This is a genomic window from Proteus vulgaris (assembly GCF_033708015.1).
Taxonomy (GTDB): Bacteria; Pseudomonadota; Gammaproteobacteria; order Enterobacterales; family Enterobacteriaceae; genus Proteus.
In genome coordinates this window covers 102,871-126,757 of sequence record NZ_CP137921.1, presented here as the reverse complement: position 1 = coordinate 126,757, position 23,887 = coordinate 102,871, and the positions used below count along the sequence as shown (strand labels likewise).

Sequence of the window (23,887 nt, the reverse complement as noted above, 5' to 3'; positions counted from 1 at the left end):
TTGGCTTGCTGGCTCACTGCTTGACGCTGGACGGATAGCCGGCGTCTGCGGTGGCCTTGGTCAGCTTCTGTACGCTGGCCTTGGTGTCGTCAAAAGTGACGACGGCCTCGCGCTTCTCGAAGCCCACATCGACCTTGCTCACGCCTTCGACCTTGGAGAGCGCTTTCTTGACTGTGATCGGGCAGGCGGCGCAAGTCATGCCGGGAACCGCTAGCGTGACGGTCTGGGTAGCGGCCCACACCGGGGCAACAGCGGCGGCGAGGGCAAGGGAGGCAAACAGTTTCTTCATGATGAACTCCTGGTTAATAGAAAAATGGAACGACATAGGGAAATCCAAGCGCGACCAGGACCAGCACGGCCACGATCCAGAAAATCAGCTTGTAGGTGGCGCGCACCTGCGGAATCGCGCAGACCTCACCTGGCTTGCATGCCTGCACGGGCCGGTAAATCCGCTTCCAGGCGAAGAACAGCGCCACTAGCGCCGCGCCGATGAACAACGGTCGATAGGGTTCCAGCACCGTCAGGTTGCCGATCCAAGCACCGGAGAAGCCCAGGGCGACCAGTACTAGCGGCCCCAGGCAGCAGGTCGATGCAAGAATGGCGGCCAGCCCGCCGGCGAAGAGCGCACCGCGCCCGTTTTGTGGTTCAGACATACGTTGGCCCTTTTGAATTTGGATTGGATAGCGTAACCTTACTTCCGTACTCATGTACGGAGTCAAGCGATATGGAAAATAATTTGGAAAACCTGACCATTGGCGTTTTTGCCAAGGCGGCCGGGGTCAACGTGGAGACAATCCGCTTCTATCAGCGCAAGGGCCTGTTGCGGGAACCGGACAAGCCTTACGGCAGCATCCGCCGCTATGGGGAGGCGGACGTGGTTCGGGTGAAATTCGTGAAATCGGCACAGCGGCTGGGGTTCAGTCTGGACGAGATTGCCGAGCTGTTGCGGCTCGACGATGGCACCCACTGCGAGGAGGCCAGCAGCCTGGCCGAACACAAGCTCAAGGACGTGCGCGAGAAGATGGCCGACTTGGCGCGCATGGAAACCGTGCTGTCTGAACTCGTGTGCGCCTGCCATGCACGAAAGGGGAATGTTTCCTGCCCGTTGATCGCGTCACTACAGGGCGAAGCAGGCCTGGCAAGGTCAGCTATGCCTTAGCGTGCTTTATTTAATGAGATGGTCACTCCCTCCTTCCCGGTACTATGCTGAGGACAGGCTTTCATTCGGAGAACTATCATGGAAAACATTGCGCTCATTGGTATCGATCTGGGTAAAAACTCTTTCCATATTCATTGCCAGGATCGTCGCGGGAAGGCTGTTTACCGTAAAAAATTTACCCGGCCAAAGTTGATCGAATTTTTGGCGACATGCCCCGCTACAACCATCGCAATGGAAGCCTGTGGCGGTTCTCACTTTATGGCACGCAAGTTGGAAGAGTTGGGGCATTCCCCAAAGCTGATATCACCACAATTTGTCCGCCCGTTCGTTAAAAGCAATAAAAACGACTTTGTCGACGCCGAAGCTATTTGTGAAGCTGCATCGCGTCCGTCTATGCGTTTTGTGCAGCCCAGAACGGAATCTCAGCAGGCAATGCGGGCTCTGCATCGTGTCCGTGAATCCCTGGTTCAGGATAAGGTAAAAACAACCAATCAAATGCATGCTTTTCTGCTGGAATTTGGCATTAGCGTTCCCCGAGGAGCTGCCGTTATTAGCCGACTGAGTACCATTCTTGAGGATAATAGTTTGCCTCTTTACCTCAGCCAGTTATTGCTGAAATTACAACAGCATTATCACTATCTTGTTGAGCAGATTAAAGATTTGGAATCCCAGTTGAAACGAAAGTTGGACGAAGATGAGGTTGGACAGCGCTTGCTGAGCATTCCCTGCGTCGGAACACTGACAGCGAGTACTATTTCAACTGAGATTGGCGACGGGAAGCAGTACGCCAGCAGCCGTGACTTTGCGGCGGCAACAGGGCTTGTACCTCGGCAGTACAGCACGGGAGGTAGGACGACATTGCTGGGAATTAGTAAGCGAGGTAATAAAAAGATCCGAACTTTGTTGGTTCAATGTGCCAGGGTATTCATACAAAAACTGGAACACCAGTCTGGCAAATTGGCCGATTGGGTCAGGGATTTACTGTGCCGGAAAAGCAACTTTGTCGTCACTTGTGCTCTGGCAAACAAGCTGGCCAGAATAGCCTGGGCCCTAACGGCACGACAGCAAACTTATGTAGCATAACGGCAGAAATACACCGGTTTAAAGAATTACTGATCTGGTTTTGCGAATACTGATATTGATGATACTAACGGCCCACCGGCCTGTTGAGGAACCTGTAAAACGGAAAGGCTCATTGAAGCCGTATATTTTCTGGAGGTTCATCAGGCGCGGAACTCATCAAGGCGCGGGAATAAAATCCCATTCAGACGCCGGATAGATTCAAGCAAGCCAACTTGTCGTCAAAATCGGTGTTGCAAAAACGGGAGTGACCATAGATTCCGTTTTCTGAGACGACCCCTACAATACCGACACCGATGGCTGTTACGGCGACCTTACGCAGGTCTTCACCGATAGCTCCCAGAGTCTTCTTGTCAGGAGAGAAAAGACGCACAAACCACGTCTTAATACGCAAAAACTTTTTCATGATTACCTCCATAGTTGAAGAGGAGGCGAATCATGCCTGAGAGGGCATGAACACCCCCTCAGGGTTAAAGTTTTAGGCAGACAAAGCTGTTGGCTTCGCCTTGTTCATCTTCATTGAGTTAATGATCTTCGTCGCTTCATCAGCAAACGGGCCAGTAACTTGGATAGGCTCCCTTCTTGCGAAGGAGGCTGTCACCATCATTCTCTGGCCGTGCATCAGATGACGATACCGAGACCGCATAAGCTCAACGTAGGCCGCAGAGTCCCCCTCCCACCCCTCAGGGGGAGAGAAGGGGCACACCGCGTCGTTACCAGGCGTTGTATCAACCTTCGAGACATCAATGACGGCCATACTCAGCTCTCCTTCTCGCAATGAAATCGCGCAGGTAGCGAGCATTCGGGAAACCGAGGCTTCCCTGACTCATCAGGACATCGTTCCAGTCAATCCCTTTCGCTCTGGGCGGGATCGGGAGCTTAGGCAGCAGGACGTACACACGAATGCCGCGCTTCTCCAGCTTGGCTTTCAGCACGTTCGCTGACTTCTCCCCAGTCACAGACTTATCTTTGTCAGCCCAGATCAGTACGGTGTGAACACCTTCTGGAACCTCGAAGGACTCCATTAGGGTGGCATTGACCGTTGACCAAACCGGGATTTGAGTGACTCGATAAGCTGACAGAGCTGTTTCCAGCCCTTCTGCAACACCCAGGATACCCTCAGTCGGTTCACCGAGGCGGATGGCCGCGCCATTGACATCCAAACCGTCAGGAATGGGCATCATCTTTTTGGCGTTGCCGACCTTGGCTTTTTTACCGTTTTGGGTGAGATAGGTGCGGTGGAGCGTTACCAGGTTGCCTTCCACATCTCGGATAGCGCAGACGATAGCCGGGAATTTCCCAACTTCATTGCCATCTTCGTCGTAGTAGGCCATAGCCGGATTGAACCGCAGACAGTCTGTTTTTTCTACTTCATCAACTTTGAACAGCAGCTCGCGGTTTTTGAAGTACAGACGCATTGGCTCAGTCACATGACTGGAGAACGGCAAACACTCGTTCCATACCTTCTCGATTTTCTCACGGAGACGAGCACTGTAAGCGCGTTCGCGCTCCATTCTCTTCTCCATTTCTTCTTGGAGCTCAAGCAACCAAGGCTTAGGTTGTTCACGAAACATCGGAACAACTTTCGGCTTATTTTCGCTGCTTTGCTCTTCCGGTTGTGTGGCCGCAGGTTGTACTTGCGGTGCCGGAGTTTCTACCTTGCGGTTGACCACAGGGGCCGACTCAACATGGTGACTCACCGGCTCAACACCACCGTTCGAGCGAGCGCGGAACTGCGTTACCGTAGCGCCGCGACGTTCCACCAGCCAGGTGTTGCGATGCGTTTGCATAGGTTGTTCTCTCACAACATTCCCCTGCTCGTCCTTAACTTCAACGACGACAGTTACAGGCTCGCGCCCGAGGTTTGTCATGACGATCTCATCCCCATACTTGGCTTCACTTTCACCAATGGCTCTTTCAAGATCCACGCCCCAGATGGTGCGTTCCAAACCGCTCTTGTCACGGATGAAGGCAAAGTAGCTGAGCTCGTTGTCTTCGTTATGCTCATAAGGAGCTTTACCGTGGGCAATCAGAGTACCGGCAATGGATTTTTTACGATTCTTGGAATCGAGAACCTTGTTATTCACCTTCATAGGCTCTTGCTGAACAGGCGCTTTGGCCTGGACAGGAGCTCGTGTCGGTGCAGCGGCTTGTTGATACTGGGGTTGCTCTTTCTCAACGCCCAGATAATCACCAACCTCGCTCAGGCACTGTTTAAAGTCCCAGTTATTGAGCCACATCAGCAGCTCAAAACCATCATGATTGGCACCGCATGTATTGCATACGCCGCCACCAGTCAGGTGGGCATCCTTGAACAGTCGGAAGCCATCTTTCCCGCCGTGGATAGGACAAGAAACATGACGACCAGGTTTACGGAGAGCTGGTTCAAGATGGGGCGCTAGGGCCGCCAGGATGAATAGCCAGTTTCCGTTTGCAGCTTCACGAACGGTGTCAGCTTTGTAGTAAGACATAGGTTTTCTCCTTAGCGTGAACCCCAGCATCGAGGCTTCCTTAAACCCCCGTCGCCAGGGTTTTAAGGAAACCCCGACACCGGGAGAATGTGCCAAGGAGGCTCCCCAGCCGGGGAGTTCTCCCCGGCGAGGGGTTTAAAAAGGTCGCCCCCGAAACGGAGGCGAATTTTGTGAATATCACAAGCACAAATGAGCGCCCTCTTCCGAGGCCATCATGATTGTGACATCTGCGGTTACAGGATCTGACTTAATCACAACCTCAGTGGGTTTGAAAAAGCCATCTACAGTGGGCATGGGGTAATAAAGACGAATCTTTCCCCAATTCTTGTTGTCGGTAAAAGCGACCTTTGTTTGAGCAACACAAAGCTGCAAAAACATGAAAAGGAAGTCTTCTACCGAGTGCTTACCATCTGCACCAAATACTCCATCGACAATTGCCGGGGTCACTGCCACATTGGTCAGGAAACCAGCTTGTTTACCGATGGAAGATTGGTCCACCAGCAGACCATCATTGATGGCTTGTTGACGGATTTGGGCGAGGTCCAATTTAGCTACTTGGTTCATAAGGTGTACTCCAAAGTTAATGGGTACACCTACCCCGTGCGGGGAAGTGTACCCGCATGGGTTATTGAAAGGTCACGGCCAAAGCCGAGCTTTAAGGTTCCGAGTTTTACGCTGGCTGAATGCGCCAAAGAACGGTCGGAGGAAACGAGTCAGCGACACGCTTCACATTCGCGTAAAGAGTGTCCGTAAAGACACGCTCTAAGCGACGACCACCTTGACGATAAACCAACTTAAAGTCTTGGAATTTGTTCATGGATACCTCCAGAAATAACGGGAGGTATCTCCAGCAGGAGATAGACTCCCGCAGGGATTAATAAATTAACGTTAATTTGCTGTTTGTTTTTGGCGACCAGCTATCGCACTTTTCGCTCTCCGAAGAGAACAAAATCTGCTTACTGATGGTATTCACCATGAGTAAGAAGACTTGGGAAGTAAAGCAGGGGTTTCCCCCTGCCTTGTTATGCCGCTTTGAGGTGGCGAGAGAAAAAGTCCCTGGTTTGCTGGATAGCTCCCCGGAGAAGTTCTCGTCTGTAGCCAGCGTAGCTCTTGTCATCACTGGCAACGGTCAAGCCGTGCAGACTCTCTTCACCCAGGACAATCTCGTTTTCACGAGAGAGTACCTCAACACGTAGGCCAAGCACTCGCTCTTTCCCTTCCAGGATAGAACAAATTGTTTGGTCTCTTACTTCGTCATCCCAGTGGCCCATATCGAAATCCCGCTCAGGGAGTTCAGTAACACGCACCAGGTAGTTTTCAGTGGCCCGTTCCCAAACCACTTCATCTTCGCATGGAGAGGCCTCGATCAGCGAGTACCCGTCCGCTTCGAGCTTCTTGGAAAGACTTTTTACATCATCCGCCAGCTCCAGCACAAAGCGTTCCCAGAGGTCTTGCCAGCGCTCGACCATATCCTGGTTAATCCCTTCAATGCCGGTGCCAATCATGGAATCATCATCAGGGAAGATCCCTGTGAAGTCCACGTTGTCGTCGATGTTCATGCAGTTCCAATGGCTGTAGTGATGCCCGTGACTATTCCGAGTAATGGACAGGTCACAGGAACCATATTCGCGGAGGACAGAAAGCATATTCTCAATGTCTTTCTGTGCCATCAGGTTCTTCACGCGGCTGACAGCATCCACTTGGCCGGGCTCAGTGCTGAATAGGCGATTCATGAGAGCTTTGACGTCATCAACGCTCAAATCCCCGTAGAAGGCTACGCCATCCCCCTGGCAGTATCCGAGACTGTACTCAATCGTCAGATCATCCGGGTATCCACACTTAACCAGTTCGTTTTGAAAATGCTGTTTAATCATTGGTATCTCCTTAATTTCAGAGGGAGACACCATCCCCTCAGGGACCGATGTCCCCCGTGGGGTTAATGTTTGGGTTAAGAAGCCTTGCGGCTTAATTCAGTATCAAATCGAGGACCTTTGAGAACCGCAGTTTTCATAACCTCGAAGTTTCTTGGGTAACGCAGCTTTGAAACTGCGCCAGCTCGGATGTCGGCAGCCTCACTTGGAGAGACTAGCCTTAACCCTTCGCTGGTTTCAGCGTAGAACCAACCGGCATAACGCTCATAGGCATTCTGCTGGTACTGTTCAGTCGCCATATTCTTCCGGATCGCCTCTGTTAAGGCCTCAACAACACCGTCATCTTTCGTGATGATGTTGAAAACATGAGAGACAGTCAGGAAGTTCCCAAAGAAGCAGGCTGCCCCAAGCCAAGGCTGGAACATTTCGCCATTTCGCCCCGTCCTCACCATTGGTTCAAACGGGTATGGGCGATAACAGTGATACTGCTCAAACATCGGGTCAAGAACGTTGTCACCCAGGACATCCAGTAAAGTCTGAATACTGTCCGGGTCTTGGCCTGCCCACTTACTCCCATTGCTGAGAATCAGTGTTTTACCGTCAGTACGCTCCAGAGCTTGTTCAAAGTTAGACATAGTGCATTCCTTTTGGTTAGGACGCACCACACCCTCTCGGGATGATGCGCCCGAGTGGGTTAGTTGAGAAGGCTTAGCCGTCAAGTCCGTAAATTACGGCGGAGCCGGGCTCCATCTCGACAACTTGTGCGCTTCCTTCTTCTATCAGCTCCTGCATGTAACCAGACTCAGCATCCGGATTACGTTCGCAGTGTTCGTCCCAGCGTTTCAAAAGCCCTTCTGTGGCTTGTCCGTGGGTCTCACCAAGGCCGATAAACTCATAGTGTCCTGTGTTTACGATGATCACCACCATAGCTAGTGCTCTCCTACAGGTCACTTGGTACATACAGGTCATCTTTGATGGCAGAAAAATCGACAGGAGACTGGTCCCCATAGGTTCGATTCACGCCACCAGCATCATCGACACTGACAAAAACCGTGCGGAGTAAACCGCTGGGCTTTGCAGGGTAAACGATGCTGACATGCTGACCTTTGTACTGTTCTGACAAAGTGCTTTGAAGCTCATCAACCGAACGGAATTTCCGGTCGCGGCCAAAGTCCTTAATCTTGATGTCGCCAGGGATTGGATTAGTCATCGTTACCCCCTGCCAGCAGTTTATCTACTGAATGGCCGAGTCCGTTACCAAACCATTTGTCCAGAGCGTCGATTTCCGGGAAGTCCGATTTCACCTGAGCAACAACACGTTCCATTTTGCTGAGAGCATCCTGGAACTCAAGGCCATTACCTGCGGCCACCTCAAGTTTGCACTTGATGTAAGCGGAGTAGGTATCACAGGCCTTAACCAGTGATTGTTCATAGCCACCGGGAGCGAAGGCTATGGCGACTGCATCCTGGAGTTCTTCGGGAAGAGTCTGGATGAGTTTGTCCTCTGCGGCCTTTTCCAGTCGTTCAAACTCACGCTGCAAAACAGCGTTTGCTTTCTTGACCGGTGTTACAACATCCGAACAGAGAACCTCGGCTGCATCATGCAACGAAGCATGAGCAAGCATGACTGCCAGATCCACCGACTTCCCTTGCTGAATGGCAATATTGCCAGCCAGGTAGGAAAGCAGGGTAACAACAGCGCTGTGTTCCAACACAGACTCCGGTTGAACAGAGTGCATCAGTGACCAGCGTTTGATCAGGCGTTGGCGCAAGGCCAGAGCTAGAAAGCCGAAATTTGAATTAGACATAGTGCCTCCAAAATTGGTTGGAGGTACACCAAAGCCGACCGGGCCTTGGTGTACCCGGTTGGGTTACTTAGTTATCTCGGGTCAAGCTGCTTAGCTATAGCGAGTAAAAACGGATGGAATGGATGATCTTGCGGGACACCCCCAACAAGCTCACGGGCTAAACCGACTGAGTTTGTAGCCAACACCTCTTTGACGGCCAGAATGATTTCATTGTCGATTTCATCCTGGATCTTTCGTTGTTGGTCCACCAGCCGACTTAACTTGTCTAGGCTCATGCTTCTCTCCTTTGTTTGTGGGAGAGAACCCAGGAGGGGTTTCCTCCCGAGGGGTTAGGTTATTGCTGTTTTGGGCCAGCTACCGTTATAGCCAGCAAGCGCTGACAATGAACAAAGAGTATGACAGCCACCTAAAAGGGTAAAACGCTGTAATTGCCCTTTTGGGGTGCAAAAGAAAAAGCCCTCCCGAAGGAGGGCTTTTTATGCGGCCAAGGACAAGCCTTGCTGTCCTCTTTGCAACTCTGTGTCGTCGCGGCGATGTAAGCGTTGAACCGCCTTGATCATCGTTCTGACATGTCGCTCCAAAGAGGCTGGATGGCGTTTTGACAGTAGGTTGATCCAGTCGAGATAGATAGCAAGCGCGGAACCTTCGGTTAGGGCTGCCTGTATCGCCTCATACTGCCCTACGGCACTCTGGACCACATCATTCATCCACTGGGCGTCAGTATTGTCCAAGAGCTCGCAGAGGGCCGTATAAGCCTTCCTTCTGGTCGCGGCCATGTAACGACGAATGTTGGCGTTTCCGCTCCCCTCTCGCCCTTCCATGACGCTCATACAGAATGCGCTGGAGTAACAAAGCATCGCGTCAGTCACGTAGTTAAACCATCGCTCCTGATGCCGTTTCTGTTCTTCCATTGCTTCCTGGTCAAGTTGCTTCTCGATGAACAACCCCGTCGGAGTACGGTGGTGCAGATGGTACTTGAACGTTAAGTGCAAGTTGACCCACCAGCGTACCGTTGCCAGTCTTCCCTTGATTTTTCGCTTCACCAGATCTTTGTACTTAGCATCGCTAAGCACTTTGACATCCTTGCGCTGTTGGATTCCTTCCATCGTCTGTAGCCCTGTAAGGCCCATCTGGTGGTAGGTTTGACCTCTTTGCATCATACGGTGATACAAAGCGCCTTTTCCTTTCGCAAGCTGGATTGCTCCGAACCGAAGGTAGAACTGCGCTGCACTACCGGGCGTATAATGTCCCTTTAGTACAGACTCCCTTAGTCGCGGGTATTCGTTCCAGATGATGAACGCAGCGGAGTCGGGATCGACTTTCACTTCATCATCTTCTGCGAAGCAAACCACCCTTCTCTTTCCGTCTGCGGTATTGATCACTTGCGCTGCCAACGGGTCATCCCCGCCGTCAAAGTAAGCCATTTCCGCTAACGGATCGGCCAAGCCATCAGAAAGCGAACCATCGCCCCAGCGACCAACCTTCAACCACAATGGCTTCGGAATTGGTGACTGAGGAACGGTTTCACACTGCGGCTCGTCTTCCAGCAAGTCCAGATCACCCATCGACCAAACCCTGTGGTAAATCTCCAGGGCATGGAAAGGCTTATCATTGAAATGATGGAAGGCCCACATGAAGTCGATATGGACTAAAGCCTCTTCCGATATGATCCGGAATTGTGGCTCTGCCATTCGACGGTTCCAGTCGTTATCCTCTGCTTGACCAGTAGCCAGCTTGTATGCCAGCTCATCAGCTCTCTTTTGCTCCATGTAGTCCATGCTGCAACAGACATGAAGCAATCGTTCTAGGAAAACAGGACTGTAAACGTCCGGCTGTATTTTGATGTATCCGCCCTCGTAAATCGTTCGACCTACGGGATGGCGGTCTTCCCATGCGTACCGGCGTTTTGCCAAGTAGCGCTGGATGCGGTTCAGCCCCGACATATAGCCATGCCTTTCAGGGTCCGTGGCAAGCAACGTCTCCATTGACTTATCCAACCCAACAGCCTGGCAAGCCCAGCAACCGAAGCGAGCGCCACAGGCGTCACTGGCCTTCTTCTCTGTTGCCGACCACACGCACTCCCCTGTTGCCGCCTTGTAAAGCTCTGCCGTAGTGACATTGCTCTCCAAGTAACTTGGCAGAGGATATGCTGAGCCCATGCCAGCGGATAGTAAGAACTCCCAGACATCACTCGCCAACCAGTTTTTCACCACATACAGCTCACCCCCATCTTTCGTCTTAATGACGCGATCTGAGCTTCCTCGCTGTTTTGCAATGTTGGCCGCACGAATAGTGCTTTCAGCATCACGACTGCCCAGCAAAAGGCAGACTTTCTGTCGAACCTCTTTGGGAAGCTCTCGCATATAAGCTGCCTTCGCTCTTTTGGCAGAGGTGATTTTTAAATCCTGGCTACACTGGCGGGCCGTGGAGTTGGAAAACGTAGGCAACCCCCTCCCAGTAAGGATTCGGCCCGTCCAACTCTGCGAGATCCCAGGCTTTGCTAGAACGATGGTCAGAGGAAGGTTTTCCTTCGCAATGAAACGCTCCAGCTCGGCCAGTTTCTGATCCGCCAGCCACCTTACCTCTGGGCTTTCGATCAGTGTGTCAGTGTGCAAGATGAAGTGGTGCTGGCTGATGGTCGCCCCACTCCTTACAGCCCGGATCAGGGCCATCAGGAACAGGTGCAAGACCGTTTCAGAATCTTTACCACTGGAATAGCCGATCATCATGGTCCACCCATCAATTAAGGCCGTGTGAATGGACTCAACCGATGACGTGATCAACGATGACAGACTGGTTCCTCTACTGGCATCAACGAAGTTCAAATCCTCGTTATCAGTCAGTTCTGACCAAACAGAATCCCACTTATCCCCACGCAAAAGCACTGGGATGGGTTGTTCTGATAGATCAAAGTTTAATGTTTGTTGCATAGGGCCTCCTGGATTAGCAGGGTGCCCATCCCTTCCGGGAAAGCACCCCGGTAGGGTTAAAATTGAATCCTGGCTATCAGACCTGAACTAGCTGCTACTCGACATCTGGTTGTCTTCGTATTGCTGCTTGGCCTGTTTCACCAGATCAATGTCACCGTCTTGCAGCTTTTGAATATCAAGCTGTAGACGAGCCTTGTGTTTCAACAGTTCAGCGACCGCATTATCAATGTGATCAATGAGCGATTGGTTTTTTTGGATGGTGTAACTGTTGAGTTCATCGAGCAGGGGCCATGCAACACTCGAATGAGTGTTGAGCAATGGGTACTCTGCTTCGATCTCACAAACCACACCGTTTGCTCCTTCTCTGTAATGAGGGAACCCGACACGCAGACCGATACGACGATCCAGCGCTGCATTCACAGTACATTCCAAAGAAGTTCGGTTTGAAAAAACATCGTTGACGTTTTTAGACATGCTATATCTCCGTTCAGTTTATGACGGAGCCCCCCTAACAGGAGGTGCTCCCGTCAGGGTTGATAATTTGCTGTTTGTTTTTGGCAGCCAGCTACCGCACTTGAGCGCCTAAGGCACTTTCCGAAGCACCCTGGGAAACCGAGATGCTTGGGAAAGCGCGGGGTTTCCCCCTGCGCTGATTACCCTTTTTAAGGGGCCGGTACGCCGATTTCTCGGCGCACTCAGGTTGAAGCTACACAGTCAAGAACCAACGTTTCATAGGGACGGTGATGTCTATCATCCCGTTTCCACATGGATTCTGGCCCCAGAATCTGTAGGTCGTCTCATAGAAGTCAAACTCAGACAAGGACTGAATCTGCGCTTCTGAGATCGGCTCAAATGGTCCACCGCAACCGATGTGCATATTGAGCCCATAATCTCGAAGCTCTAGCTCTCCGAGATTTATCGTCTTCCCGCCCACACAAGCAACCAAGTTCTGGTTTCTGACGTCGCCTTCTTTGAACAGCAAAGCTGACTCATCGTAGCTCCCATATTGGTTGGTAAACTTCACAATATGCCCGTGCTTAGGTGAGGTTTGTTCCGACAACTCTTTCAGTAATCGCTTTACGCTTTGAAATCTCGCGTACAGAGCTGGCGTAAACTGCCCAGAGTAGTTCAAGTTTGGGCAGATCATTTCAAGCATCTCATCAGGTACAGATTCAAGCCCCATTTGCGCGGCCAATGGCTTCGCCTTTTTCAGACCTTCCTCAAGCACTCTCTGATTTACAAGTTGTTCTAATGTGTTCATTTGACTCTCCACTTTCGAGAGAGCAATGCAAGCCGTCTCCGGACTTACATTGCCCGTTAACGGCTTTATTGGTTTATCCCAAGAGGTACGGAGCTACGCCAGTCAGGAAGCCCATGACTCCCAACACAGCGCCAACCACGCCCAATTTGATTGACAGTTGGACACTTTGATCCGGATGGTTCCAGAACCACTGCCAGACTTCCCAGCGCCTGGCTCTGCGAACCTCAAGATTTACAGTGTCTTTAAAACGAACACCCAGAGCATCTACCGCATCGTAATCCAGCGCGACCGCCAGCTTTGTGATGGATAAATTCCCAGGGTTGCCCATCGCATACCGGAGAACCTTTGCTTTGGTCTCTGGGTTTACGATCATAACCGGCTCCCTCCTGAAAAAACGGGTCTTGTCTTTTCGCTTGGAATCCATGTTGCGGTTATGGAACCTGGCAATGCAGTGTTGAAGGCCTGAATCCTCGGGAGGTAAAGGCACAACAGTTTCGATTTTCATGATTACTCTCCTTTCGGATAGGCCGGAGCAAAGGCCTTTCGGCATTGCCCCGGTGAGTTACTAATGAACCAAAGATGAAGTGACCATGATTGCGTCTCCGGACATCATTACCGGGAGATATTCGCAAGGCTCATGGCCGCAGCTCTTTTTAGTTCCGTTAGGTGAATAGACAGCCAATTGACCATCCATAATGTTGAAGGGCATCCCCTGTTTTTTCGCTGCCGGTGACAGCTTGAGAGTGCCCTTTGCGTCAACCAATGCCGTTGCCCAATGGAAGTCTTCACCACCGATCACCGGCTGTGATTCATCCACGACTTCGACCATGATTGGCATCATTCCAACCCAGCTCCACAGGCTGTTCCCTAATGCGAGGGCTAAAGCCTCGAACGCGGGAAAGACTACCGATTGCCCGAGAATCTGGTGGGCAATAGTGTCCGACAGACCTTGGATGAGTTCCTCTGGTATCCCTTTCACTCGACAATGTTCTGTCGGTGTAAAGATGCGAGACAACTCCGGCTGTTCTGGATGAACAATGAAAGGTTCGGTACTTCTGCATTTTGCATAGTCCTTACCTATGGTGCCGCAAAACTCATCGTCGCCAGTCAGAAGCTGGCGAGAGAACCCCTTGCCAGCAGCTTTGTCTCTCAACTCCTTCTCAGCCAGATAGTCAAATGACTTCCAACGTTCAGAATCGAGCGGAACTGGCTCCAGGATGTCCTGTATGCGACTTTCCTTGGTGCGAACAGGCTGAACCTTCTCAAGTTCAAACCCGTCGATCCCGTGGGAAAGCGCAACAACACAAAGACGCTTGCGGCGCTCAATAACCCCAAACTCATTGCCGTCGAGAATGCGCTCTTGTAGGGAGTAACCCAACGAAGAGAGCACCGAACGAATCACTTCCATCGAAGCGGTGTTCTGGTACTCAGGCACGTTCTCAATCAGCACAACGGCTGGGTTTAGCGCTTCTACGAATTGCAGGAAGTTGAAGAACATGGCACCTGCCGCCTCATGCGATTCGGCAAACTCCAACTTGTTCTTACTGCGACCTGACTTTGACGCGCCGGTACACGGTATGCCCCCCATCAAAACATCCACCTGTGGTGGGCGTTTGCTGAGATTCACAGCCTGGATTGGCGATTCGATAACAATAGAATCTTCGTTCCAAAGCTCCGGGTTATTTGCCAAAGACGAATCGAGATATTTCCCTTCCATCTCCACGGCCACAGATATGGCACTGGCAATTCCCGCCTTGTGAAAACCGGCGTGAATCGCTTTATCAAGCACACCACCCCCATGAAAGAGGCTGCATACCGAAAGCGATTCTCCATTCTCCAGCTTACTGATAAGCCGGTTGACGCGCTCGATCACTCGCTCTTGTTGATGGTGAGCAGAGATCACAATTGCGCCGTTACGGATGAACACGCGGAGCATCTCTACACCGTCAAAAACGGTAGCAAGCTCCTGCACGGTCAGATCGATGATTGGAGACACCCGGCCATTGCGCTCACGCTTACTGATGGTGAACTTACCCTCCTCTTTGACGCGAAGCACAACCTGGGAATCTTTCAGCTCCAGATCATACTTCATGCCAGGATAGTAACCTTCACGCAGTAGCTTTTGGCCTTCCAGCCAGACGCGCTTCTTGCCTCGATGTTCTCCTAACTTGGTGTTTACGATAGTAGCCATGAGCTCTCTCCTTTCGGTTGAGAGGCCACTACCGTCCCAATCGGGAAGTAATGGCCCCGATGGGTTTAAAGTGGTTCTCAGTTCACAGCGATGCCGTGAGACTGAATGGCATTAGCAAAGCCAGCCATTTGTTCAGGGAAGGTGTAGCGGTTGATGTCCTGGCTGCGAGCCAGATTGACATGCACCTTCTTCACCTTCGTTTCGTCAGAGTCGTACTTTTCAAGCGCCAGCTTCTCAGCTTCTTCCGGATCTCGGCCCAGCGAGTAGGCGTAAATCACAGAGGTGAAGCCAAGTCCTGAGCCGAATGCGTAGACTTGTTTCTCGAAATGGACGTCAGCGAAATAGATGCTGAATCCGGATTTGAGGTTATGTTTTTCCATGATGCACTCCAAATAGTTTGGGGGCGCACCACGTCCCGAACCGGGCGGATGCACCCGGTTTAGGGTTAGTAGATTGCTCAAGCTGTTACGCCAGCCTGAGCCTTTATTGCTTCAAGCACGATCTCTGCTTCCTTGATAGAACCAGTGCTGTACAGCTTATGCAGCACCCGGCCAAGGTTCACAGAGATCTTTTCTTTCACTTGGAGATACTTGACATAGAAGTCATACAGTTTCTCCGCCTGCTCAAGGTGGGACATGCTCTCAACGGGAATGGTATTCCCTGGATTGCAGTACCACTTTCCGAGCACCTTTTGTACAAATCCCTCTTTGTCTCCTACGAACTGATTTGTGCCAAACACCCCACTGGTTGGTGAGCGTTGAATAACAGAAATCGGATTCGCAAAGCTGGCAAGAGTAGTCATAGTTGTGGCTCCATGTTTGTCAGGGAACCACCAGCCCGAGGGGCAGTGATCCCCCAAGGGTTATGTAGAATGCTGTTTGTTTGGGGAGGCCAGCTACCTCACTATTCACTCTCGACAGAGAGCAAAATCTTGCTTTCCGAGGGGCACAAACTTTCACATGTGAAAGTCGATGCCACTGGGAAAGCAGGGGGTTAACCCCCCGCTTTAACCCGCGCTAAGCGGTTTAGGATAGACTTCACGCCTTCCCTTACTCCAGATGGATCGTAACCTGCTTCATCGCAGCAGACCACAAATGAGAATGGATGTACCTCATCGGACATCACCCAAGCCATCGTTTCCTGCTTGATTTCACTTCCAGCTCGACCATCAGCAAGGACTCTAAGGCTATGCCATAAAAGCCCATCACGTAACTGCCTTACCTCATCATCAGTCCATTCAGGCTTTGGCTCAAATGGAATGACTTCTGCGGTCTTCGGCTCTTCATCCAGGAAGAAAAGCGGCAGCTCAAGCTGGTTTTCCTTCTGGATCATCTTCACTGCATTCATGGTGACTCCTTTTACGGGCACCATGCCCCCACAGGGGCATGAAGCCCCCAGTGGGGTTACAGTCATAGTTACTTCACGCCTGCCAGTTGAGAATTGATGTTCTCTTCCAGCCAGCCTTGAAGCGATTCAAGGTCACGTTTGTCTTCCGTATTGCTGGCTTTACGTGCATCTTCCGACACAGCGCTCAACATGGCGTTAGCCTCAGCAAGTGATTCAACATTGTTCCCAGGGAACACAATCGTTTGACTGTGATCTTTCATGGTCTTCTCCTTTGAGAATGGAGGACCGTCTCCCATCAGGAAGAGCGGCCCCGTGGGTTAAAAGTAAAAATCCTCCAGCTCTTCATGGTCAGGCTTTCGCTCAACTGGTCGAAGCAACTCAGCTTCATCAGCGAACTCAAGCTCAGGATGAAAAGCAGGATGAAATCCTCGATGCCAGACTGGACGGTCATTATCGAGGTCTAAGTAGCAGTGCCTCCCACTGGCTGGGTGATAGCAGTAAAGCCACTGTCTACCACTAACGGTAAACGGCTTCTCTGCACCTCCACATGCCGGTACAAGGTTATCTGCTGCTATATGCGCTACAGCATCCATAGGATCAGTCCTCATCTTCGTCATCACGAACACAAAGATCACGAGCAACTATTTCCGCAGCTATCAACGCATAATCGTTGCCCTGCCAGAACCACCGCTCCGCCAGCTCATAGGCTTCGCTGGAAGGTTCGCCATAACCATGAGCCACCACGTAATCGTGGAACACTTCATGATCAAATGCCTTGCCATCAGCTTCCATGAACCAACCGACAGGGCACTCCAGAATGCGATGCCTTACGACATCTCGCTCTGAATACCCCTCTCTGACGGCTTGCTCCAACATTTCCCGCGACATACCAGGAGGAGTGATGATCTCTATGCTGATCCCATCACTTCCTGCAAGATTGTCCTCGTATGGAAGACCGGCAAGTGTAAGGTGGTTGCGCTTGCACCAGCCTATGGTCCGAAGTATCCGACTTTTGTCAGACTCCCTGGCCGTGTATCGGTTAAGCTGCATAGCCACCTCCAGCACACTCCCCATCTTCGATTTCACTTCCGAGCTCGACCATTCCAATCAGGTCAAGCTGGGTCATGTCCGAATCCAGAGAGCAGTCAATTGCTGACTGAATGATGCCTTTGTGGGCCAAGCCTAAAACCGACTTAATAGTCGAAAGCAGAGACTCGGCTTCGCTCTCGATCTGCTCCAGAATGTCTTTCCATTCCCAGTGCTCAAACGGTTGCCAAACGACCAGATCCTCAGGTTCGTCTCCCCGTTCTACACACTCAGACAAATACTCATAAGCCTTGCACCAATTCTCTTGTTGGCCCAGTTCACTGAGCACTAGAGCGGTAGCATGACCGTATGCGATTTGTTCAACTTTGGTATTGATAGACATAGTGTTTCTCCTCGTAATGGATAGAGGAGCCCCACCCGCAGGAAAGGCTCCTCCGGATGGGTTAAATTTCCAAGGTCACATCGGTTTTTGCTTTAGCGCAGCAAACCAACACTTCCCCTTCTTTGACAAATGCGATGGGCGTCTCGTCATAAGCCACTTGACCTTCGAGTAGACGAACCCGGCACATGCCACAAAAGCCACTGCGACAATGCGTTTCAACAGTGAGGCCTTTGCTTTCGATTTGCGCCAACAGCACATTGTTGCTGGCTTGAAGTTGTACGTTCATGGTCACGCTCCTTTGTTGTTGATGAGCGCGACCAATCCCCTCCGGGATGTCACGCCCCGGTTGGGCTACTCAGCAAGTGCATAGACACCTACCTCGATGCGAATAAAGAACCTGGCATCTTGAAGAACTTGCCTGACCTTTGCTTGCCAGTGGTTGTTCTCTCGATGCTTTGCGTAGGGTTCAATCTCTTTGTAAATCTGCTCCAGCTTCAACGTTTTCCCCTGTAGGGTTCGGCGTATTGCAGCTTTCCACGTAGTCGAAACCATATTGGTTGCTCGACGGTGTACGGCAGCAAGAAGACAGAGCGATGAGGCAACGTCGTTACGACGAAACACCAACAGCTTTTCATGGGCGATACGCACCAGCTTCCCGGAATACTGAGTTCGGTCACTCACACAGTTGTGCTGTGTTTTGATGATCTCATCCACCAGCTTCCCAGGTGCGATACGTTCCACAAGGCTGGACAGGTTGAAATAATCCCCATCGCGCCTCAGGTTTCCCATGAGGATTCCGTAATGCCCTCCTCGCTCACAGGCGTCATGAATATTCATAACGGCCAGCTCAAGGGCTTCAACGAACTCAGGCAAATTCATGCGGCTCATATCCCATTTGTTGGGCTCGCCCCACTGCTTACCTGAATACTGGATCATGTCCCAGTAAGGAGGGTGCCACCAGATCAGGTGTGCAGGCTCTCCGAGGAACGAAAGGAAGTCATCCCGCAACAGGTTGAACCCCTGATGCAAGTCTGTCCCTTTGAAACGGACACCAAGTTCATTGGCAACGTCGATGCTAGAGCCACCCCCAACACTTGGGTCTGCCACCAGCCCGTTCGGCTTTCTCATGTAAGACTCAATGAAGTCTTTAACGATAAAGCCCGAGCAGTTGCCTCGGTACTTGTTGTTTCCGTAAGGCCCCCTGTTTTCGTAGGAGCATACTGATGATTTGAACATGGCGTCCTCCATCATAGATGGGGCGCACCATGCTCCCATCAGGGGCCGGTTCGCCCCTGGTTAGGGATTAAGATCAAGCGTTATCTGCATACCACCAGCTAAGGCGATTGCAATCACGAAAGAAGGTTGCTTCATCAGGAGCCTTCATCATGACCACATCACCTTCGCAGTAGGTGCATAGCTCAAGCGTTGCTTCATTTTTCCAAAAGGCACTGCACCCCGATTCTTGATACACAACCTCCCATTTGGGATGTCGCAAGTACCGATGGAAGAAATCGAGAGTGTCACCATAAGGGAAGTTGAAGCGCTCCATCACTGAACCATTTTCTGTCAGTTCAGGTTTAACCTTGCCGGTTTTCAAGCGCTTCTTGATGATGCGCTGAACCCAACGAAGTCGTGCAAACAGCCGATTGGTGTCTTTCTCGTACCACTGGGGATTACGCTTGCTCCAGTAGAGCTTGGCGAAGATTTCCCCGGACAAATCCTTCATCTGGTTTTCGTTGAGCTCATCAAGAAAACGTCGAGAAGGTTTGTCGTAGTCAAGAACTGCTTCCAAAGCTGATAGGTTTTTCATAGGGACTCCTTATTGCGATTGCGGAGCCCCGTCCCCTCAGGGCTATCGGAGCCCCATAGGGTTAATTAGGGTTAATGGTTGAACGGCGATTTATCGAGGGTTGGTGAATCGAATGGCTTTACCAACGAAATCGGCCATCAGTCGATTCCCAGTAGAGCTGAAATAGCTCTGCCACTCTTTCCAACCACCAACGGATTCCACCGAGCTTGGAGACTCGAAGATACCCCAGATACGCATTTCACAACCTCGTTGCAATACTCGGTTTACCTGGTCAACCAAGTATTCCTTGTTCTGCAATGAAGAGAGGTTGCAAGGCATCTGCATGATCAGCTTTTCAGCTTGCTCGAAGTCGATTTTTTCAATCAACCCCGTGCGGGTATCCACAGAGAATGGAACCACCTGTTGACCGTGGTTAGACCACAACCAATGGGTGATATAGATCGGATTAACGCCAACTTCCGCTGGCACCAATACGCTGCCGCAAGACCGCAACAGCCAGACCAGACGTAAACCATCGAATCGATCCAGAGACTCCACATCGGTAGTGATGTCATCCTGGTAGATTTCAGGCAGCTTATGTTCGGCGGCGAGAGAGATCATTACGGATTTGAGATTGTTCAGATGAGACATGTGTGCTCCTTAAAGTAACTTGGGCACACAGAGCCTGTCAGGCGCAGTGCGCCCTTAGGCTGAGGTTGAATGCTGTTTGTTTTTGGCGACCAGCTATCGCACGTTTCGCCCTCAGAGAGGACAAAATTCACTTTCTCAGCAACCCTCAATGAAGGCCTCTGAGAAAGTGGGAGGGTATTCCCTCCTCACTTTGATTGTTCCACGAGAGCTGTGTGAACAGGAACGCTCAAACTGCCCTTTTCGGGTGCAAAGCTCAAAGACGCATCAACTGCCCCGTCTTTTCAGTTCTTCGACCAGATGTTCAGGCACCTTACTCGCAGTACAGGCCAGCAATACATCGAGGCCTACCGGCTTGTGAAAGCGCTTATTTGACCAGGAATCGCCAACTGATGACTTTGCCCAGTCGATTGCTTGCCCAAGACGGTGGAACTGCCGCCTGCCTGTGTATCCCATACGACTATCCAAAGTAACACCCTGGAACAGTCTCCAGTACATCGGAGGAATGCGCTTAGCAAGCAGTAAAAAAGGCGTCTCCGGCACTGTAGCCCTTCTACCTTTGTTCCGATGATACAAATCCAAAGATGAATGGAATTGGTTCATAGACTCTCCAAATAAAAACGGCCACCCCCGAAGGGATAGCCGTTTGTCGTTTCACTTCCTGTTAAGCTGCAAAAGCAGTCAATGACCGCTCCATCAACTTAAACAGTGTGCGTTGCAGAGCTGCCGCATCATCAATGACAATGTTCTTTTGGAACAGTCCTGACACTGCGGTAGTCTCTACCCCTATGCCGATCACCTCAACATCGCTTCGTTCACAGAGGTCAATCACTGAGCGACATGCCGGGGCGCTTTGAGGCTGCCCGTCAGTCACTACGATCAACATTTTTCGCTCTTCACGGGTCTTGGTGAGTTCAAAAGCTGCATACCACATAGCTTCCGCCATAGGCGTACCGCCAGTTGCTTTGAACCCAAACCGACCGGCCCGATTCTGAACCGTATCTCCATGCTTCACGACACTGAACACTGGCTGGTTCCGGTTGCCACCAAAAAAGGTGACTGCCGGGTTTACGCCGGGTATTGCTTCCAGAGCCATCGAAATAGCCAAGGACGCTTCCCGCGCAATGTCTTGACGCTCCTTTCCATTGGCGGCCTTGTAGGCCATCGAGGAGCTCATATCAACCAGGATGTGAACCGCCGTATTAGGGCGTTTCTTGGCTTCTGGCTTGAGGAATACGCGGGTATCACCCGTCACTACACGATGTAGTTTCCGAGCATCCACACGCTTCCCTGATCGTTGGTTACGGTGAGCAACTCGCTGGCTGGCCTGGACCAATCCGTAGAGCTGCGTTCTTATCTTTGAAGTGGTGCTCTTCACATCCCCTACCAGGCTTTTGCCAACAGCAGGGTTGTCCTGGGTGTTCACAGCAGAGCGAACAGTCATATAGCTACTGTCCCCCTTATCTTGAGCCACCCGGTTGAGCTCGGCTTTAAGTGCATCATGCGCGTCACCACGCAAATCACCGGCACCGGCATTCAGAACCTGCTGGAGCATTTTGGCCGCGTCTTGTTTCGCCGCGTCAGAATTGCCACCAGCCTGGCTTTGTCCTGCCTTGCTGCCACCATCAGTATCCGACTTGCCTTGGTCGCCCTGTCCTTTCGGATCAGATTTCCCGTTAGCATCGTCTTGCTTCTGGTCTTTACCTTGCTGATCACCACCATTGGCATCAGGCCCTTGGTTTTGATCGTTACCACTTCCGCCCTGACTGTTCTGAGGTTGGTTGCCACCAGCATTCTGCTGGTTGTTACCATCCTGACCATTCTGGGGCTTTTGCTCTTCTTTCTCCTTTTCCTCCTCGATCATCTTGATGATTTGGTCGGCCAAGGATGTCACCTCTGCGGTTGACTTAGTGTTCACAGCCTTACGCAGTAAAGCGTTCAGCCGAACAACAACACCCTGAGGGAACACGCGCTCGAATACGGGGGTAGCCGAATCGAGATAGGGTTGAAGGACGGATTGCCCTACAGCCTTGGTTTGCAACCAGTACAAACAAAACCCTGTCAGAATGGAGGCAGGGGCCTCTTTGTCTGTGACGTGCTCGTAATGACCAGCTTGAGCCATATAGCGAGCAACCTCATTCAGGGTCTGCGACGTACCGGGGAAGAGTTCCATCATGGCCCGTTCTATGCGGCAGTCCTCCAAAACGTTGGACAACTCAGCATGAAGACCTCTGCGGCGCTCAACACCAAAGTCCGTAAACCGGACATGGGCTGCTTCATGGGCCAAATACCCCCAGACAGCATCCATGTGAGGATAGTCGTCGGGGATATTCGGAACCACGATGGTCTTACCATCGGTGTATGCGTCATCGTTACCGATGGCGACTTTGACACCGAGTTTTTCACCATAGGCTGCGGCCACGATTGGTAGAGCGCTGTAAATGGTGCGTTTTTTGGACATATCTTTTCTCCTGGTAGGGAAGGAGATAGTCCACCCCTGGAGGGAATGGCTATCCCCTCCGGGTCGGTTTAGTTGAAGTGACTATTAGAAGAAATAGTCGCCATCGTCGTCAGTTTTAGGCAGCTCCTGGTTGAGAGGCTCCTCTGTCGTCTCCTCTTGGACAGGCTCTTGCTCTACCGGAGTTTCCTCAGGCAAAACCAGCTCATCCTCAACATCAACACGCTCTTCTCGAACCACATCACCGGCATTGGATTCATCTTCCGATTCACCCTCGCCTCGTTCTGCAAAACTCTTGAAGAAGTTGTCGATGTCTTCATCCAGGTCAACAGAGTTACCACCGCTGTTAGTCTGTTCTGATTGAACAGATTCAGTACCACCTACCTGTTGCTGCTTGGTTTCGCCACCCTCTGTTGCAGGGATAAGCTCACCGGCTTTATCGCTTTTCTGTTCGGCCTTTTCATCTTTAGAACGGTCCCCCATCTGGGCTCCCGAACCGCCAATGTCATTAGCCATGCCCTCTACAGTAATCGAGCCATTGGCATACTGCTCGATGCGGTCCCTCTCGCTCATGATCAGCACTGCGGCCACGACCTGATAAAAGAAAGGCGCAACGATGTTTCGGCCATCGGCATGTTGCTCGTATCCCCGGAGGGTTTGGTCGAGCAGCTTGACCAGAGGGTTAAAAGCGCTGTTCAGGAAGCTAAGCCCATCCACCTTGTCGCGGATGTTACGGAGTGTCTGCCGAGTAGTGACCGCACATTGGTCTCGACCGGCCAAACGTTCCATATAGAACTTATTCGCTTCCTGAACCACTTCGGAGATGAGATCGTCACCCAGGCGCTCAACCTTGCGGTTAAGGCGTTTGGCGTTGGCCTCATCTTCGTTCACAGGCTGGATCATGAACACCTGGTACTCAAAGCCAATCCGCTCCTCGACCGTTTCCTTTGGAAGGGCTCCGGCACGGATAGCTCGTTCATACTCAGGGTTCTCCTGACACCATTCATCCACGGCTTTGTTGTAACCTTTGATGAAATCCTGTTTCAGTTGGTTAAACTGAAAGTTGATGTCATTCAGCTTGTTACAGATTTCATCGGTCTTGCTGACGGGTACGGCAAATCCGTTCATGAACGGCATACCGAATTTCAGCAGGAGGCGACGAGTTTCTGTTTTCAGGCGATGAAAGCCTTTCAGCTTAGCCGGATCACAGATCTTCTTACTTCCCAGTTGAGCTACTTTCTCAGGTGGAATTTCACCACCCTCGCCCAGCTTGAGATCAGATGCAGACAAACGGGTTTGTCCACTCCAGATGTCAAAGTCTACGTGGATAACACAGAGGCTTTGTAGATGGTTCACTTTAGTCATGATGCACTCCAAAAAGTTGGGGGCGCACCACGTCCCGAACCGGGCGGATGCGCCCGGTTGGGCTAGTAAATTAACGTTAA

At 51.4% G+C, this 23,887-nt stretch carries 35 protein-coding genes; 3 read left to right on the top strand and 32 right to left on the bottom strand.

Annotated elements, in window-relative coordinates; translation table 11 throughout:
• Positions 1-13: 13 nt before the first annotated feature.
• The gene (merP, locus tag SB028_RS20325) at positions 14-289 is read right to left on the bottom strand and encodes a mercury resistance system periplasmic binding protein MerP (protein WP_000732292.1); all 276 of its coding nucleotides are present in this window, start codon (positions 287-289) and stop codon (positions 14-16) included.
• 13 nt (positions 290-302) lie between these two features.
• Positions 303-653: a mercuric transport protein MerT gene (locus tag SB028_RS20320; RefSeq protein WP_001294663.1), complete on the bottom strand. Its 351-nt coding sequence runs from the start codon at positions 651-653 to the stop codon at positions 303-305.
• A 71-nt stretch (positions 654-724) separates the two neighbouring features.
• On the opposite strand from SB028_RS20320, the gene merR reads away from it, so the two are divergent.
• A complete protein-coding gene (merR, locus tag SB028_RS20315) occupies positions 725-1,159 on the top strand; it encodes an Hg(II)-responsive transcriptional regulator (protein ID WP_000429836.1) in 435 nt (144 codons plus the stop codon).
• Positions 1,160-1,237: 78 nt separating this feature from the next.
• The gene (locus SB028_RS20310) at positions 1,238-2,242 is read left to right on the top strand and encodes an IS110-like element IS4321 family transposase (protein ID WP_000427623.1); all 1,005 of its coding nucleotides are present in this window, start codon (positions 1,238-1,240) and stop codon (positions 2,240-2,242) included.
• 181 nt (positions 2,243-2,423) lie between these two features.
• On the opposite strand, the gene SB028_RS20305 is transcribed toward SB028_RS20310, so the two are convergent.
• From SB028_RS20305 to SB028_RS20220, 18 genes are all read right to left on the bottom strand, one after another.
• Positions 2,424-2,645 carry a hypothetical protein gene (locus SB028_RS20305; RefSeq protein ID WP_000714163.1) on the bottom strand — a complete coding sequence of 74 codons (222 nt, stop codon included), beginning with the start codon at positions 2,643-2,645 and terminating at the stop codon, positions 2,424-2,426.
• 72 nt (positions 2,646-2,717) lie between these two features.
• Positions 2,718-2,996 carry a hypothetical protein gene (locus SB028_RS20300; RefSeq protein ID WP_000268337.1) on the bottom strand — a complete coding sequence of 93 codons (279 nt, stop codon included), beginning with the start codon at positions 2,994-2,996 and terminating at the stop codon, positions 2,718-2,720.
• Positions 2,983-4,710: a toprim domain-containing protein gene (locus SB028_RS20295; RefSeq protein ID WP_000122922.1), complete on the bottom strand. Its 1,728-nt coding sequence runs from the start codon at positions 4,708-4,710 to the stop codon at positions 2,983-2,985. The genes SB028_RS20300 and SB028_RS20295 overlap by 14 nt, the downstream gene beginning before the upstream one ends.
• A 177-nt stretch (positions 4,711-4,887) precedes the next feature.
• Positions 4,888-5,274, bottom strand: a complete 387-nt coding sequence (locus tag SB028_RS20290) for a hypothetical protein (RefSeq protein WP_001077336.1) — start codon at positions 5,272-5,274, stop codon at positions 4,888-4,890.
• A gap of 106 nt (positions 5,275-5,380) precedes the next feature.
• Complete coding sequence (locus tag SB028_RS20285; protein ID WP_001032043.1) at positions 5,381-5,527, bottom strand: hypothetical protein; 147 nt, start codon at positions 5,525-5,527, stop codon at positions 5,381-5,383.
• Between the two features lie 205 nt (positions 5,528-5,732).
• Positions 5,733-6,584: a hypothetical protein gene (locus SB028_RS20280; RefSeq protein WP_000595210.1), complete on the bottom strand. Its 852-nt coding sequence runs from the start codon at positions 6,582-6,584 to the stop codon at positions 5,733-5,735.
• Positions 6,585-6,658: 74 nt separating this feature from the next.
• Positions 6,659-7,216 (bottom strand): hypothetical protein, encoded by a 558-nt coding sequence (locus SB028_RS20275; protein WP_000064432.1) that lies wholly within the window; start codon positions 7,214-7,216, stop codon positions 6,659-6,661.
• A 73-nt stretch (positions 7,217-7,289) separates the two neighbouring features.
• Positions 7,290-7,508 carry a hypothetical protein gene (locus SB028_RS20270; RefSeq protein WP_000260293.1) on the bottom strand — a complete coding sequence of 73 codons (219 nt, stop codon included), beginning with the start codon at positions 7,506-7,508 and terminating at the stop codon, positions 7,290-7,292.
• Between the two features lie 13 nt (positions 7,509-7,521).
• Entirely contained in the window at positions 7,522-7,791 is a 270-nt protein-coding gene (locus SB028_RS20265; protein ID WP_000184110.1) for a hypothetical protein, read from the bottom strand.
• Positions 7,784-8,389, bottom strand: coding sequence for a 5'-deoxynucleotidase (gene yfbR / locus SB028_RS20260; RefSeq protein WP_000071870.1), 606 nt, complete (start codon positions 8,387-8,389; stop codon positions 7,784-7,786). The genes SB028_RS20265 and yfbR overlap by 8 nt, the downstream gene beginning before the upstream one ends.
• A gap of 71 nt (positions 8,390-8,460) precedes the next feature.
• Positions 8,461-8,664: a hypothetical protein gene (locus SB028_RS20255; protein WP_000050847.1), complete on the bottom strand. Its 204-nt coding sequence runs from the start codon at positions 8,662-8,664 to the stop codon at positions 8,461-8,463.
• A 201-nt stretch (positions 8,665-8,865) separates the two neighbouring features.
• Positions 8,866-11,319 (bottom strand): phosphoadenosine phosphosulfate reductase, encoded by a 2,454-nt coding sequence (locus tag SB028_RS20250; protein WP_001187969.1) that lies wholly within the window; start codon positions 11,317-11,319, stop codon positions 8,866-8,868.
• Positions 11,320-11,406: 87 nt separating this feature from the next.
• Positions 11,407-11,793, bottom strand: a complete 387-nt coding sequence (locus SB028_RS20245; RefSeq protein ID WP_000042274.1) for a hypothetical protein — start codon at positions 11,791-11,793, stop codon at positions 11,407-11,409.
• A gap of 232 nt (positions 11,794-12,025) precedes the next feature.
• On the bottom strand, positions 12,026-12,580 hold the full coding sequence (locus SB028_RS20240) for a hypothetical protein (protein ID WP_001093867.1): 555 nt from the start codon (positions 12,578-12,580) through the stop codon (positions 12,026-12,028).
• A 73-nt stretch (positions 12,581-12,653) separates the two neighbouring features.
• Positions 12,654-13,085 (bottom strand): hypothetical protein, encoded by a 432-nt coding sequence (locus SB028_RS20235; RefSeq protein ID WP_000687894.1) that lies wholly within the window; start codon positions 13,083-13,085, stop codon positions 12,654-12,656.
• Between the two features lie 60 nt (positions 13,086-13,145).
• Entirely contained in the window at positions 13,146-14,771 is a 1,626-nt protein-coding gene (locus SB028_RS20230; protein WP_000201432.1) for a DNA cytosine methyltransferase, read from the bottom strand.
• A gap of 77 nt (positions 14,772-14,848) precedes the next feature.
• Entirely contained in the window at positions 14,849-15,151 is a 303-nt protein-coding gene (locus SB028_RS20225; RefSeq protein WP_000410925.1) for a hypothetical protein, read from the bottom strand.
• 77 nt (positions 15,152-15,228) lie between these two features.
• On the bottom strand, positions 15,229-15,573 hold the full coding sequence (locus SB028_RS20220; RefSeq protein ID WP_000209093.1) for a hypothetical protein: 345 nt from the start codon (positions 15,571-15,573) through the stop codon (positions 15,229-15,231).
• A 12-nt stretch (positions 15,574-15,585) separates the two neighbouring features.
• Between SB028_RS20220 and SB028_RS20215 the strand changes: the two genes are divergently transcribed.
• Entirely contained in the window at positions 15,586-15,768 is a 183-nt protein-coding gene (locus SB028_RS20215; protein WP_000498033.1) for a hypothetical protein, read from the top strand.
• Here SB028_RS20215 and SB028_RS20210 read toward each other — a convergent pair.
• From SB028_RS20210 to SB028_RS20155, 12 genes are all read right to left on the bottom strand, one after another.
• A complete protein-coding gene (locus tag SB028_RS20210) occupies positions 15,765-16,118 on the bottom strand; it encodes a hypothetical protein (protein ID WP_000994741.1) in 354 nt (117 codons plus the stop codon). The genes SB028_RS20215 and SB028_RS20210 overlap by 4 nt on opposite strands.
• A 68-nt stretch (positions 16,119-16,186) precedes the next feature.
• On the bottom strand, positions 16,187-16,378 hold the full coding sequence (locus SB028_RS20205) for a hypothetical protein (protein ID WP_000651508.1): 192 nt from the start codon (positions 16,376-16,378) through the stop codon (positions 16,187-16,189).
• Positions 16,379-16,435: 57 nt separating this feature from the next.
• The gene (locus SB028_RS20200; RefSeq protein WP_000340223.1) at positions 16,436-16,711 is read right to left on the bottom strand and encodes a hypothetical protein; all 276 of its coding nucleotides are present in this window, start codon (positions 16,709-16,711) and stop codon (positions 16,436-16,438) included.
• A 4-nt stretch (positions 16,712-16,715) separates the two neighbouring features.
• Positions 16,716-17,168 carry a hypothetical protein gene (locus tag SB028_RS20195; protein WP_001176699.1) on the bottom strand — a complete coding sequence of 151 codons (453 nt, stop codon included), beginning with the start codon at positions 17,166-17,168 and terminating at the stop codon, positions 16,716-16,718.
• On the bottom strand, positions 17,158-17,547 hold the full coding sequence (locus SB028_RS20190) for a hypothetical protein (RefSeq protein ID WP_000026577.1): 390 nt from the start codon (positions 17,545-17,547) through the stop codon (positions 17,158-17,160). The genes SB028_RS20195 and SB028_RS20190 overlap by 11 nt, the downstream gene beginning before the upstream one ends.
• A gap of 61 nt (positions 17,548-17,608) precedes the next feature.
• Entirely contained in the window at positions 17,609-17,833 is a 225-nt protein-coding gene (gene yfaE / locus SB028_RS20185) for a class I ribonucleotide reductase maintenance protein YfaE (RefSeq protein WP_001102700.1), read from the bottom strand.
• Positions 17,834-17,898: 65 nt separating this feature from the next.
• Positions 17,899-18,783, bottom strand: a complete 885-nt coding sequence (locus tag SB028_RS20180; RefSeq protein ID WP_000477209.1) for a hypothetical protein — start codon at positions 18,781-18,783, stop codon at positions 17,899-17,901.
• Between the two features lie 73 nt (positions 18,784-18,856).
• Positions 18,857-19,357 (bottom strand): hypothetical protein, encoded by a 501-nt coding sequence (locus SB028_RS20175; protein WP_000793769.1) that lies wholly within the window; start codon positions 19,355-19,357, stop codon positions 18,857-18,859.
• A 90-nt stretch (positions 19,358-19,447) separates the two neighbouring features.
• Positions 19,448-19,987, bottom strand: coding sequence for a hypothetical protein (locus SB028_RS20170; RefSeq protein ID WP_000018872.1), 540 nt, complete (start codon positions 19,985-19,987; stop codon positions 19,448-19,450).
• A gap of 264 nt (positions 19,988-20,251) precedes the next feature.
• A complete protein-coding gene (locus SB028_RS20165) occupies positions 20,252-20,587 on the bottom strand; it encodes a hypothetical protein (RefSeq protein ID WP_001447572.1) in 336 nt (111 codons plus the stop codon).
• Positions 20,588-20,648: 61 nt separating this feature from the next.
• The gene (locus SB028_RS20160) at positions 20,649-22,445 is read right to left on the bottom strand and encodes a VWA domain-containing protein (protein WP_000039319.1); all 1,797 of its coding nucleotides are present in this window, start codon (positions 22,443-22,445) and stop codon (positions 20,649-20,651) included.
• A gap of 84 nt (positions 22,446-22,529) precedes the next feature.
• Complete coding sequence (locus SB028_RS20155; protein ID WP_000170087.1) at positions 22,530-23,807, bottom strand: DUF3150 domain-containing protein; 1,278 nt, start codon at positions 23,805-23,807, stop codon at positions 22,530-22,532.
• Between the last annotated feature and the right edge of the window lie 80 nt (positions 23,808-23,887).